Here is an 11751-nt window from a genome sequence, read left to right as displayed (position 1 = left end):
TTTAGTGAAGTCTAATAAACGTATATTTTAAACTTCTCGAATCATTTTGTGGCTTGAGTAGAAAATGTAATTATTTCGACAGGTAAACTCGTACTTATGCATAGAAAATTCTAGATGGATGGTAAAACTGAATAGGTTTAGAGTGTTTACTGTCTTGAAAGATGACCCAAAAAGGATTTTTTATATTGCACATCAGCACATCAGGAAATTCGTTGCTCAAAGTACCTGTAGATTTGATCTATAAAAAAAGCCGATACTTTTGCATCGGCTTTTTTTGTGACTCATTAAGTTCGATGCTTTATTCGAGATGAACTGTTTTTTCAGTAGACTCTGTATTTTCTAACAGAAGTTTTTTGCCAATTGGAATTTGTCGAGGTAATTTCTCTTCTGGAATGATACGCTCTAAGTCGATCACTAATAAGCCATTTTCATAATCTGCTTGTTGAACTTCAATATGTTCATCTAAGCGAAGCGATAATTTAAATGAACGACGCGCAATTCCTTTATGAAGATATTCGGTTTGTTCAGATTGAATAGCTTCCGGTTTTCCTGTGATTGAGAGAAGTTGATTTTCAAGACTGATATTTAACTCATCTTGACTAAATCCTGCAGTAGCGACCACGATGCGATATCTGTTCTCACCTTTTTTTTCAATGTTATAAGGTGGGTAGTTTGGAGCATCACTTTGCATTGCGTAATCAATAAAATCGTTTAAACGATCAAAACCAATACTACGACGAAACAATGGATGAAGATTTAAGTTACTCATGATTAAAACCTCCTGAGGTCAGCAAAGTCATAAAAATAAGAATGTTGTTCTGTCATGACTATCATCAACAGAACCAGATGATCATCATTAATCTGGCAATTTTTTATATAGGTTCAGACCGAAATTTTTCAATAATAAATTCAAAAAAATTTTAAAATTATTTTATAAATAATTGATTTTTTATAATTTATAAATAAAAAATTTCTATCCTTGTTGTTTGGTTTGAAATGATTTATGGTGGATAAATCAATCAACAAAGGGCATATGGAGCCTGAACTGTAATGATCGATTTATATTATTGGGGAACACCCAACGGATTAAAAATAACAATTGCACTCGAAGAAATGGCTTTAGATTATCAAATCTATCCAATCAATATCTTAGAAAATGATCAGTTCCAAGCTGACTTTCTTGCGATTTCTCCTAATAATAAAATTCCTGCGATAGTTGATCAAAATGGACCAAATAATCAAGCAATTTCGATTTTCGAATCTGGTGCAATACTGCAATATTTAGGACGTAAAACGGGACAATTCTATCCTCAGCACGAAATCGCGAGGATTCAGGTTGAGCAGTGGTTGATGTGGCAAATGGGTGGTCTAGGACCGATGTTAGGTCAAAATCATCATTTCGCTAAATTTGCTAAAGAGAAAATCCCTTATGCGATCGAGCGCTACATTACAGAAACCAAAAGATTATATGGGGTGCTCAATAAGCAGTTAGTTGGGCAAGACTATGTGGCAGGTGAGTACTCTATTGCGGATATGGCAATTTTCCCTTGGTTGATGCGGCACGAGTGGCAAAGTATTCATTTAGCAGAGTTTGCTGAGGTGGAAGCTTATATTCAACGTATCCAACAGAGACCAGCGGTACAAAAGGCGCTTGCACTACTAAAGTAGATCACGGATTTAAGTGTGATAAACTTTACATATCTAAACCACCATTTGGTGGTTTTTTTATGGAGAACTGCCATGAAGGATTTTTTTTTAAATTTTAGCAAAATTGTTGAATCTAATTCAAAAGTATACTGGGCAATTATTGCTGGTATTTTACTCTGTGTTGCTTCTTATATCGTCGAAATATTTCATGTGCAAAATATCATTGCAGCAATCGAACCAGATTCTAGGGATCAATTAAAACAGGTGATTCCAGCAATTACGAGTAAATATACGGTGCTACGTGTCATCATAGTAGTGTTGGCAATTGCGTGGTCGATAAAAGAATATCGCAAAACGCAGAAACTTTTAGCGGCGAACAAGTCCAGTTAATGAATCTGATTTTATTGTTCTTAAGTGCCTTTGGAGCCGCCACTTTATTGCCCTTACAGTCCGAAGCAGTATTGTTGGGGTCATTTGCTTTAAAACAATTTTCGCCGTGGATGCTTATTTTTGTTGCAAGTGTAGCGAATGTGATGGGTTCATGCGTTAATTGGTGGTTGGGCTTAAAAATAGAGCAGTTTAAAACCAAAAAGTGGTTTCCATTTAAGTCAGATCAAATGATTCGTGCTCAACGGGCTTATCAGCAGTATGGTACATGGTCACTTCTTTTAAGTTGGGTGCCTATCATTGGTGATCCAATCACCTTAATTGCAGGAATCTTGAAAGAAAAATTCTGGAAATTTATCTTCGTGGTGGGTATAGCGAAAACAGGTCGATATCTATTTATCTACTGGGTGTATCTTGGTTTGTTCTAAATTTTCGTAGAGTAAAACTCATCAAGATTAATTTGTCTGAATCAAGATTAACGGTGCTTTTGTTTTGCGCAAAGATGCTATAGAATACTCGCTCCCTTACCTGCAGGTCGTATTGTAATGGTGCAAACGAGCCGAACAGGTGTTCAAAAGAGGTTGTTATGCCTAAGATGAAAACTCGCCGTGGTGCAGCAAAACGCTTCAAAGCGACTGCTAACGGTTTTAAGCGTAAACAAGCGTTCAAACGCCACATTTTGACCAAAAAATCTGCTAAGCGTATTCGTCAATTGCGCGGCTGTGTAATGGTTCACGTAAGTGACGTTGCTTCAGTTCGTCGTATGTGCCCGTACATCTAAGGAGATTATAAATGGCTCGTGTAAAACGTGGTGTACAGGCTCATCGCCGTCACAAAAAAATTCTTGCTCGCGCTAAAGGTTACTATGGTGCTCGTTCACGCGTTTACCGCGTAGCGTTCCAAGCGGTAATCAAAGCAGGTCAATATGCTTACCGTGACCGTCGTCAAAAGAAACGTCAATTCCGTGCTTTATGGATTGCGCGTATCAATGCTGGTGCACGTCAAAATGGTTTGTCGTACAGCCGTATGATCGATGGCTTGAAAAAAGCTCAAGTGATCATCGACCGTCGCGTACTTGCTGACATCGCTATGCATGACGCAGTTGCATTTGCTGCTTTAGCTGAAAAAGCTAAAGGCGCATTAGCTGCTTAATCATCGTAGATGAGAAAAAGACCGCTTTTTAGCGGTCTTTTTTATTTTCATTGTTTACGATCAAATAAAGCCAAGAGATTAGTATGAATAAAATTATGGTCGTCGGTACAGCAGCATCTGGGAAAACAACCTTTGCACGTAAGTTGGCTGCTCAACTGCAAGTCGATCATATTGAACTTGATAATCTCTTTTGGTTGGATAACTGGACTGAGTCATCTTCAATAGAATTTCAAGAAAAATTTATAAATCGTGTTAGGTCTATGAATAAGGGCTTCGTGATTGATGGTAATTATTCTCTGATTCAAAATTTAATCTTAAGTGAGATCGACACTGTGATGTGGTTGGATTTTTCACTACGCGTAAATCTTTATCGTGTGATTAAGAGGTCGCTATACCGTGTGATTAGCCAAAAGAAAATATGGAAAAATTCTAACAATAGAGAACATTGGGCGAAATTGTTAAGTAAAGACTCAATAATATTGTGGGTAGTCCAAACACATGGGAAAAATAGACTTAAATATTTGCAGATGATGAATGCCACTCAATATCATCATATAAAGTGGCTACATTTTCATAAAACTGAACAATTAGATGAATTTTTAAAACATCACAGTCCAAAATAGTAAGCGCAGAAACAGATTATTGCAGTGACTAAAATGAGGGCAAACACATTTGATTTACCTGTTTTAGGTGTGGGTTGGTGAGAACTGGAATCATTGTTGAAAAAGCGTTTTCCATGTTGAGTATGTGTTAAGGCTTCATCCAAAGGGGAGTGAATTTCGGGGCTTTTTAAATGAGCAGTTTTATAGTGATTTGCTACTTTAGTAATGAATTTTGCACTCAGGTCATCTAACTTTTGTTGAAATACCTTCAGTTGTTTTTCTTCCTCAAGAGATTCTTGATGATCTTGCTCCAAAAGCTTTCGTTTTTGAATCTTTAAATGTTGTTCTAGATGCATGAAACGCACTAAGGTTTCATTGGCATAAGGTGCTGCATAATCTTGTGGCAGTAATGGTAAGGCAGCTCCAGCGTTGGAGGGTGATTGATCGTCAGTACCATAAAAGATTGCGCCACGTTTAACGGATTCCACCCCTTGTGCTAATGCGCGATCGAACAGCTCATTCTCTGTGTAGTCGTGAATATCATTCCAATTAGGTGCTTGAAGATCTGCCTCAACACGTTTGATATGTTGGGTGGATAGATCAAAACGCCAAAATGTTTCAATTCGTGCAGGGAGTGTTTGGTTGTTTGGTATGTCGAAGTCTTGTTCAGAACTATACCATTCGGCAAGTTCTTTACCACAGATCCATGCTGTTTTTACATTGCGGTGATGACTGACAATGAAATGGGGATATGGTAAAAGCTCAACATTTGGATTGGGATTTTTTTCATCGATTAATAAACTTGAGTTATGTAGGCTTAAGCGTGTGACACCCTGACGTTTTAAGCTTTCTAACCAAACTTGGAAATGTTGTGCCAATAAGTGTTGCGTATTTAAATCTCGAAAAAGGAAATGGTGCTGATTAAAAATCGCATGATTTTTCCAGTGTTGAAAACTTAAATCCTGACTTAAAAACTCATTGCCGTAAGTCACGAGTGTGAGCTGTTGTTTCCAAATTTGATCTAATGCCATGACATATCTTCTCAATGATCATTGCGCATATCTTAAACTTTTTATAAATGTAATTTCCAATTTAATTCCACATCCAATTTTAACACTTGCTGATCTTCATACGGAGCTATAAAAGCTGTTAGAATGCGCAGTTATATTATTTTTTATATTTGTTGCTTTGAGAGTTACTATGTCACTGGAAGCCCTGACCACTGAAGCGCTCGCTGCCATTGCAGCAGCTCAAGACCTTGCAACACTCGATCAGGTTCGAGTGCAATTTACGGGTAAGAAAAGCCAGCTTGCTGAACAATCGAAAGCACTGGGTAAAATGGATCCGGAAGAGCGTAAGGTTTTTGGTGCGCAGATTCATTCAGTTCGAGAAGCGATTAATGGCGCATTAACTGAGCGTCAAACTGCATTACAAAAAGCTGCACTAGAACAAAAATTAGCAAGTGAACAGATCGACATCACGTTGCCTGGTCGTGGTCAACAGGTGGGCAGTATCCACCCAGTGACCCAAGTACAAGAGCGTATTTGTCAATTCTTCACGAAAGCAGGTTTTTCTGTTGCGACTGGTCCAGAGGTTGAAGATGACTATCACAACTTTGAGGCATTAAATATTCCTGGTCATCACCCTGCGCGTGCAATGCACGATACCTTTTACTTCGATGTAAACCATTTGCTTCGTACGCATACCTCTGGTGTACAGATTCGAACGATGGAAACACAGCAACCACCAATTCGTATTGTATGTCCAGGTCGTGTGTATCGCTGTGACTCAGACCAAACACATTCTCCGATGTTCCACCAGATTGAAGGTTTGTACGTTGCAGAAAATACGAGCTTTGCTGAGTTAAAAGGATTATTGGTTAATTTGCTGAATGAGTTCTTTGAAAAAGACTTGAAAGTACGTTTCCGCCCATCTTACTTCCCATTCACAGAACCAAGTGCTGAAGTCGACATCATGGATGAGCGAGGAAAATGGTTAGAAGTATTAGGTTGTGGCATGGTACATCCAAATGTTCTTCGTTCAGCGGGTATTGATCCAGACAAGTACAAAGGCTTTGCATTTGGTTTAGGTGTTGAACGTTTTGCAATGCTTCGTTATGGCATAAACGACTTGCGTATGTTCTACCAAAATGATGTGCGTTTCTTACGCCAGTTTGCTTAAAACTTTTTATTAAATCCTCTCCTAACTTGAGGAACTCCACAGAATCATTTGGGGTTCTCTCCCTTAGCAAAGGGGGTTAGAGGGAGGATTCTAGAGATTTGAATTACAGGTTTTATATCAATGAAAATTAGCGAAAATTGGCTACGCACATGGGTTAACCCAGCCATCGATAGCGATACTTTATCTGACCAACTGACCATGCTTGGCCTTGAGGTAGATGATTTATCTCCTGCTGCAAAACCATTTACAGGTGTGGTTGTAGGTGAAGTACTTACGGTAGAACAGCACCCAGATGCAGATCGTTTACGTGTAACGACTGTCAACATTGGTGTGGGTGAACCATTACAAATCGTCTGTGGTGCACCTAATGTACGTGCAGGAATGAAAGCACCCGTAGCAACCATCGGTGCAGTATTGCCAGGTGATTTTAAAATCAAAAAAGGTAAGCTTCGTGGTGTTGAATCACAGGGTATGCTGTGCGGTGCATCTGAAATTGATTTAGAAGATAAAATCGACGGTCTACTCGAGCTTCCCGCGGACGCGCCAGTCGGTGTAAACGTACGTGAATATCTAGACCTTGATGACAACGTGATTGATATTAGTATCACACCAAACCGTGGTGACTGTTTCAGTATTCGTGGGATTGCACGTGAAATTGGTGTGATTAACCAAGTTCCCGTGACTGCGCCTGAAATTAAAGAAGTGGCTGCAACGATTGCTGATGAAAAGAAGGTCGTTGTATCTACTGAAGGTTGCCCACGTTACTTAGGTCGTGTGATCAAAAACGTCAACACCAAAGCGCCAACTCCTGAATGGATGGAGCGTGCACTGGCTCGTTCTGGTATCCGTCAGCACAGTATCTTGGTTGATATTACCAACTATGTATTAATGGAGTTGGGTCAACCGCTTCACGCATTTGATGGTGGTAAAGTTCAAGGTGCGGTACACGTTCGTCAAGCAACTGCAGGTGAAAAACTTGTTCTCTTGAATGAGCAAGAAGTTGAAATGCAAGACAACGTGATGGTGATTGCAGATGACGAAAAAGCATTAGCAATTGCGGGCATCATGGGTGGCTTGTCTTCATCGGTGACAGACGCAACGACTGAAATCTTCCTTGAATCAGCATTCTTTGCACCGCTTCATATCGCAGGTCGTGCGCGTAGCTTCGGTTTACATACAGATGCGTCTCAGCGCTATGAGCGTGGAGTAGATTTCGAACTTCCAATGATCGCAATGCACCGTGCATCTCAGTTGATTTCTGAGCTTGCAGGTGGTGAATTTGGTCCAATTACGGTAGCAGAAAATCCAGCAGTATTACCAACACGAGAAGCAATCGAGCTTGAGCAGGCGCAAGTTGATCAACTTCTTGGTTATAAAGTTGACTCTGACTTTATTACTGATGCGTTAACACGTCTAGGTTGTCAGGTAGCAATTAAAGCACAAGGTCAATGGTCTGTCGTACCGCCATCACATCGTTATGATATGGCAATCTACCAAGACTTAATTGAAGAGGTTGCGCGTATTCATGGTTATGACAACATTCAAATCAGCTTGCCTGTGATTGATGTGAAACTTGCAAAATACCAAGATCAATTTGAAGTTGCACAATTACGTCAAACTTTGGTTGCTCTTGGTTATCAAGAGGCAATCAGCTTTAGTTTTGCTGATCTAAAACTTGAAAAACAGTTAAATCCAAGTGTAAATCCTTTGGCATTGGCAAATCCAATTTCAAGTGATTTGGCGGTAATGCGTTCGACTTTACTTTCAAGCTTAATTCCTTGTGTCCAATACAACGTTAATCGTCAACAAAGTCGCGTACGCTTCTTTGAGCTTGGCTTACGTTTTGATTATCAAGAAGCCACCAGTATTCATGATCTTAAGCAAATACCTACACTTGCGATTGTGGCAACAGGTGCGAAGAATCAGGAATCTTGGCATGCTAAACCTCAGCCAATGGATTTCTTCGATTTTAAAGGTGAAATTGAGGCTGTATTGGCGGCTGGGCGAGTTCAAGTAGAATATGTGCGTTCAGAGCGTTCATGGTTACATCCAGGTCAATCTGCTGAAATTTTAGTGGACGGACAATCGATTGGTTATATTGGTCGTTTACATCCATCGCTTGAAGATGAGCTTGATCTCGCAACGACATGGGTAGCAGAACTCGATCAATCGTCTGTTTTGCAAACTTATGTATCTAATTTTACAGAATTATCACGATTTCCTTCAGTGAGACGTGATATTGCAGTTTTAATTAGTGATAAGATTAATGTTAGTGAAATTCAGCAACTTATCGAAAAAACTGGAGGAGAGTTACTTGATTCTTCTTGGTTATTCGATGTGTATACGGGTCAAGGTGTAGAAGAGGGTAAACGTTCATTGGCGTTTGCACTTTTATGGCAGCATCCGAGTCGCACGCTTGAGGATGCTGAAATTAAATCTGGTATGGATAATATTTTACAAGTGTTAGAAAACACTTACCAAGCGACATTGAGGGCCTCATGACAGCATTAACAAAAGCAGAAATGGCTGATCATTTGAGTGAGCTGACGAGTTTAAATCGTCGTGAAGCTAAACAAATGGTTGAGTTGTTTTTTGATGAAATTAGCCAGGCATTAATTGCAGGTGAACATGTCAAATTATCGGGTTTTGGTAATTTCGAACTGCGTGACAAGCGTCAGCGTCCAGGGCGTAATCCAAAAACAGGTGAGGAGATTCCTATTTCTGCACGCCGTGTAGTGACCTTCCGTGCTGGTCAAAAGTTTAGACAGCGTGTAGGGACAGAGCAAGTTGATTAATCGCTTGATCAAATAACATTAAAAAAACCTGAGCTCAGCTCAGGTTTTTTTATGCTCTTAACTTTATGCGTATTCATAAAATTCAACGCATAAAAAAGAGAACCAAAGGTTCTCTTTTTTTCGAATAATCTAAACTTTAGATTATTGAGCAGCAGAAGCAGCAGCAGTAGCGTCAGCAGCAGCGTCAGTAGCTTCAGCAGCAGCATCAGTAGCTTCAGCAGCAGCAGCGTCAGCTTGAGCAGCAACTTCAGAAGAAGCTTCAACAGCAGCAGCGTCAGCAGCCACAACAGCTTCAGAAGCAGCTTCTACAGCTTCAGATGCAGCAGCGTTTGCATCAGCAGCAGCTTCTTCAGTTTTTTTAGCACAACCAACGAAAGCTAAAGTAGTAGCAACGGCAGCAGCAATAGCAATTTTTTTGAATAACATGGCATCACTCTCATTAAAATAAATTGAGACAAAAAACCCGGTTAGTCTGTTGTGTGCTTTTATTATTCCTAACGTTAGTAAGGTTAATAACGCATGGAGCAGCCTAACTGGTATGCCGACATGCTATCACTGAGTATTTTGAATTACTACTAGGCGAAATGAAAAAATGCTTAAAAAATGAGAAATTTGACCCTATTTTTAACAGAAAATTACAATCATTTTTGCATTTTGAATTGGATAAATACTAAGTAAATACTTAAAAAATAAAGGGAATTAAAATACAAGATGATAAAAATCACATACTTGCAAGAAAAGTTACATTCAAAAGTCGGTATTGTGTATTTATGTAAATGGTGTCAACCCAAATAAAAGGCCATCAGTAAATGATGGCCTTTTGCGTATTAGTTGGCAGCTTTGCGTTTCATTTGATCGAAGAAATCATCATTGGTCTTGGTTTCCTTCATGCGATCAAGTAAGAATTCCATCGCAGCAAGTTCATCCATAGGATGGAGAAGCTTACGTAAAATCCAAACCTTACGAAGTTTATCTTCATCCATGAGGCGTTCTTCACGACGTGTACCAGATTTCTTGATATTCATCGCAGGGAATACACGTTTCTCAGCAATACGGCGATCAAGCGTAATTTCTTGGTTACCTGTACCTTTGAATTCTTCGTAAATTACTTCATCCATTTTACTGCCAGTTTCAATCAAAGCAGTAGAAATGATCGTAAGTGAACCACCTTCTTCGATATTACGTGCAGCACCGAAAAAACGTTTTGGACGTTCTAAAGCGTGGGCATCAACACCACCAGTTAAAACTTTACCTGATGATGGAATAACCGTGTTATATGCACGTGCTAAACGTGTAATTGAGTCAAGCAAAATAACAACGTCTTTTTTGTGTTCTACCAAACGTTTCGCTTTTTCAATCACCATTTCAGCGACTTGAACGTGACGTGCAGGTGATTCATCAAATGTTGAAGCAACAACTTCACCACGAACGGTACGTTCCATTTCTGTTACTTCTTCTGGGCGCTCATCAATGAGAAGAACGATTAGGAAGCATTCAGGATTATTACGAACAATAGATTGAGCAATGTTTTGGATTAACATTGTCTTACCAGCTTTAGGTGGTGCAACAATTATTGAACGTTGACCTTTACCAATTGGAGCAACTAAATCGACAACACGCGCAGTTAAATCTTCAGTCGAACCATTTCCTAACTCCATCACTAATTGTTCAGTTGGGAATAAAGGCGTTAAGTTTTCGAAAAGAATCTTATTGCGAGAGTTTTCTGGCGTGTCGTAGTTAATTTGATTCACTTTTAAAAGTGCAAAATAACGTTCGCCTTCTTTTGGTGGACGAATCGTACCTGTAATCGTATCCCCAGTGCGCAAATTGAAGCGGCGAATTTGAGAAGGGCTGACATAAATGTCATCTGGACCCGCAAGGTAAGACCCTGCTGCAGAACGTAAAAAACCGAAACCATCAGACAGAATTTCAAGAACACCATCGCCGAAAATTTCTTCACCATTCATAGCATGGCGTTTCAAAATGGCAAAAATAATGTCTTGCTTACGGTTACGTGCCATTCCTTCAAGGCCCATGAACTCAGCAATTTTGATGAGTTCGCCTATCGGTTTTTTCTTGAGTTCAGTTAAGTTCATAAATGGTCGATTGAATAAAAAGGAAGTGTGGAACACAGATAGAATAGAAGCAAAAGACATCCGCAGTGCAAGAAAAGAGCAGCAATTGATTTGCACAATAACAAACTCAGAATCTAGTAAGTTCTTTCGAGGAGAAATGTGTAAACAATTTCTTTAGCCGAGCGGCGATCTTATGTTTTGTGTATTGTAAGAAACGAGGAGAAATTGTCCAAGTGTTTCTTGATCATGCAATATAAGTGAGATATGGCTCTTTGTCAATTTTACCGTCAAAAAAAGCGCCAAAAATTTGACGCTTTCAAGGCAATTAAAATTGAAAGAATTAGATATTTTCTTCAATAAAAGCTGCAAGTTTAGATTTAGGAGCTGCACCAACTTGTTGAGCAACAACTTCACCATTTTTGAACATCAATAAAGCTGGGATATTACGAATATTGTAATTTACAGCAGTTTGTTCGCATGAAGTTACGTCAACTTTTACGATTTTAACCTTACCTTCGTATTCAGTTGCTAAAACTTCAAGTACAGGAGCAATAGCTTTACATGGCGCACACCAGCCTGCCCAAAAATCAACAAGAACTGGCGTGTCAGAATTTAAAACGTCAGCTTCAAAATTAGCATCAGTTGTATTAACAATATTAGCAGACATGGAATTTGCTCCGAATAATTTTTTGAAAACGGTCTATCTATGTATATAAGTATTACATAGACCACTTTAACAAAGTAGGGGATAGGGTTTATTTTCGGACTAAATTCTGTAAATGTCTAATTGATGCTCACGATTTCCATGATCGGTGTAACACAATTGTCATATATGATGATTTTTTAAATAGTCGTTAAATTGACTAAATAAATGGCTTTTAAATTACAGTTATGTGAATTAATCTAGGCACA

At 39.1% G+C, this 11751-nt stretch carries 14 protein-coding genes; 9 read left to right on the top strand and 5 right to left on the bottom strand.

The genetic code is table 11. From position 1 onward, the window contains the following. Positions 1-298: 298 nt before the first annotated feature. Positions 299-769, bottom strand: a complete 471-nt coding sequence (locus AC1M9L_RS05205) for an Hsp20 family protein (RefSeq protein ID WP_481591526.1) — start codon at positions 767-769, stop codon at positions 299-301. A gap of 281 nt (positions 770-1050) precedes the next feature. Between AC1M9L_RS05205 and AC1M9L_RS05200 the strand changes: the two genes are divergently transcribed. From AC1M9L_RS05200 to AC1M9L_RS05175, 6 genes are all read left to right on the top strand, one after another. Continuing rightward, a complete protein-coding gene (locus tag AC1M9L_RS05200; RefSeq protein ID WP_481591525.1) occupies positions 1051-1668 on the top strand; it encodes a glutathione S-transferase family protein in 618 nt (205 codons plus the stop codon). Between the two features lie 72 nt (positions 1669-1740). Continuing rightward, positions 1741-2037 carry a hypothetical protein gene (locus tag AC1M9L_RS05195; RefSeq protein ID WP_481591524.1) on the top strand — a complete coding sequence of 99 codons (297 nt, stop codon included), beginning with the start codon at positions 1741-1743 and terminating at the stop codon, positions 2035-2037. Beyond that, positions 2037-2462 carry a YqaA family protein gene (locus AC1M9L_RS05190; protein ID WP_481591523.1) on the top strand — a complete coding sequence of 142 codons (426 nt, stop codon included), beginning with the start codon at positions 2037-2039 and terminating at the stop codon, positions 2460-2462. Before AC1M9L_RS05195 ends, AC1M9L_RS05190 begins: the two co-directional genes overlap by 1 nt. A gap of 158 nt (positions 2463-2620) precedes the next feature. Further along, positions 2621-2815, top strand: a complete 195-nt coding sequence (gene rpmI, locus AC1M9L_RS05185; protein ID WP_004278281.1) for a 50S ribosomal protein L35 — start codon at positions 2621-2623, stop codon at positions 2813-2815. A gap of 11 nt (positions 2816-2826) precedes the next feature. Beyond that, complete coding sequence (gene rplT / locus AC1M9L_RS05180) at positions 2827-3186, top strand: 50S ribosomal protein L20 (RefSeq protein ID WP_004867327.1); 360 nt, start codon at positions 2827-2829, stop codon at positions 3184-3186. Positions 3187-3269: 83 nt separating this feature from the next. Next, complete coding sequence (locus tag AC1M9L_RS05175; RefSeq protein WP_481591522.1) at positions 3270-3809, top strand: AAA family ATPase; 540 nt, start codon at positions 3270-3272, stop codon at positions 3807-3809. On the opposite strand, the gene AC1M9L_RS05170 is transcribed toward AC1M9L_RS05175, so the two are convergent. Next, entirely contained in the window at positions 3794-4819 is a 1026-nt protein-coding gene (locus tag AC1M9L_RS05170; protein ID WP_035265371.1) for a hypothetical protein, read from the bottom strand. The two genes, AC1M9L_RS05175 and AC1M9L_RS05170, sit on opposite strands and share 16 nt — an antisense overlap. A 169-nt stretch (positions 4820-4988) precedes the next feature. On the opposite strand from AC1M9L_RS05170, the gene pheS reads away from it, so the two are divergent. From pheS to AC1M9L_RS05155, 3 genes are all read left to right on the top strand, one after another. After that, the gene (pheS, locus tag AC1M9L_RS05165) at positions 4989-5969 is read left to right on the top strand and encodes a phenylalanine--tRNA ligase subunit alpha (RefSeq protein WP_035265373.1); all 981 of its coding nucleotides are present in this window, start codon (positions 4989-4991) and stop codon (positions 5967-5969) included. A 120-nt stretch (positions 5970-6089) separates the two neighbouring features. Beyond that, positions 6090-8471, top strand: a complete 2382-nt coding sequence (gene pheT / locus AC1M9L_RS05160) for a phenylalanine--tRNA ligase subunit beta (RefSeq protein ID WP_481591521.1) — start codon at positions 6090-6092, stop codon at positions 8469-8471. Then, positions 8468-8764, top strand: coding sequence for an integration host factor subunit alpha (locus tag AC1M9L_RS05155; RefSeq protein ID WP_035265376.1), 297 nt, complete (start codon positions 8468-8470; stop codon positions 8762-8764). Before pheT ends, AC1M9L_RS05155 begins: the two co-directional genes overlap by 4 nt. A gap of 141 nt (positions 8765-8905) precedes the next feature. On the opposite strand, the gene AC1M9L_RS05150 is transcribed toward AC1M9L_RS05155, so the two are convergent. From AC1M9L_RS05150 to trxA, 3 genes are all read right to left on the bottom strand, one after another. Continuing rightward, positions 8906-9190, bottom strand: coding sequence for a hypothetical protein (locus tag AC1M9L_RS05150; RefSeq protein ID WP_035268570.1), 285 nt, complete (start codon positions 9188-9190; stop codon positions 8906-8908). A gap of 401 nt (positions 9191-9591) precedes the next feature. Next, the gene (rho, locus tag AC1M9L_RS05145) at positions 9592-10860 is read right to left on the bottom strand and encodes a transcription termination factor Rho (protein WP_035268567.1); all 1269 of its coding nucleotides are present in this window, start codon (positions 10858-10860) and stop codon (positions 9592-9594) included. Between the two features lie 319 nt (positions 10861-11179). Beyond that, entirely contained in the window at positions 11180-11506 is a 327-nt protein-coding gene (gene trxA / locus AC1M9L_RS05140) for a thioredoxin (RefSeq protein ID WP_035268564.1), read from the bottom strand. Between the last annotated feature and the right edge of the window lie 245 nt (positions 11507-11751).

It is taken from the genome of Acinetobacter sp. ANC_7511 (assembly GCF_056779975.1).
The sequence above is the reverse complement of the archived record's forward strand: the minus strand, read 5'-3'. Positions and strand labels throughout refer to the sequence as shown.

What these genes read in the sequence shown, in the direction of transcription:
- rho (WP_035268567.1), bottom strand. Translation starts at nt 10,860, where the DNA reads ATGAACTTAACTGAACTCAAGAAAAAACCGATAGGCGAACTCATCAAA.
- AC1M9L_RS05200 (WP_481591525.1), top strand. Translation starts at nt 1,051, where the DNA reads ATGATCGATTTATATTATTGGGGAACACCCAACGGATTAAAAATAACA.
- pheS (WP_035265373.1), top strand. Translation starts at nt 4,989, where the DNA reads ATGTCACTGGAAGCCCTGACCACTGAAGCGCTCGCTGCCATTGCAGCA.
- AC1M9L_RS05195 (WP_481591524.1), top strand. Translation starts at nt 1,741, where the DNA reads ATGAAGGATTTTTTTTTAAATTTTAGCAAAATTGTTGAATCTAATTCA.
- AC1M9L_RS05155 (WP_035265376.1), top strand. Translation starts at nt 8,468, where the DNA reads ATGACAGCATTAACAAAAGCAGAAATGGCTGATCATTTGAGTGAGCTG.
- AC1M9L_RS05150 (WP_035268570.1), bottom strand. Translation starts at nt 9,190, where the DNA reads ATGTTATTCAAAAAAATTGCTATTGCTGCTGCCGTTGCTACTACTTTA.
- AC1M9L_RS05190 (WP_481591523.1), top strand. Translation starts at nt 2,037, where the DNA reads ATGAATCTGATTTTATTGTTCTTAAGTGCCTTTGGAGCCGCCACTTTA.
- AC1M9L_RS05175 (WP_481591522.1), top strand. Translation starts at nt 3,270, where the DNA reads ATGAATAAAATTATGGTCGTCGGTACAGCAGCATCTGGGAAAACAACC.
- AC1M9L_RS05170 (WP_035265371.1), bottom strand. Translation starts at nt 4,819, where the DNA reads ATGGCATTAGATCAAATTTGGAAACAACAGCTCACACTCGTGACTTAC.
- trxA (WP_035268564.1), bottom strand. Translation starts at nt 11,506, where the DNA reads ATGTCTGCTAATATTGTTAATACAACTGATGCTAATTTTGAAGCTGAC.
- AC1M9L_RS05205 (WP_481591526.1), bottom strand. Translation starts at nt 769, where the DNA reads ATGAGTAACTTAAATCTTCATCCATTGTTTCGTCGTAGTATTGGTTTT.
- rplT (WP_004867327.1), top strand. Translation starts at nt 2,827, where the DNA reads ATGGCTCGTGTAAAACGTGGTGTACAGGCTCATCGCCGTCACAAAAAA.
- pheT (WP_481591521.1), top strand. Translation starts at nt 6,090, where the DNA reads ATGAAAATTAGCGAAAATTGGCTACGCACATGGGTTAACCCAGCCATC.
- rpmI (WP_004278281.1), top strand. Translation starts at nt 2,621, where the DNA reads ATGCCTAAGATGAAAACTCGCCGTGGTGCAGCAAAACGCTTCAAAGCG.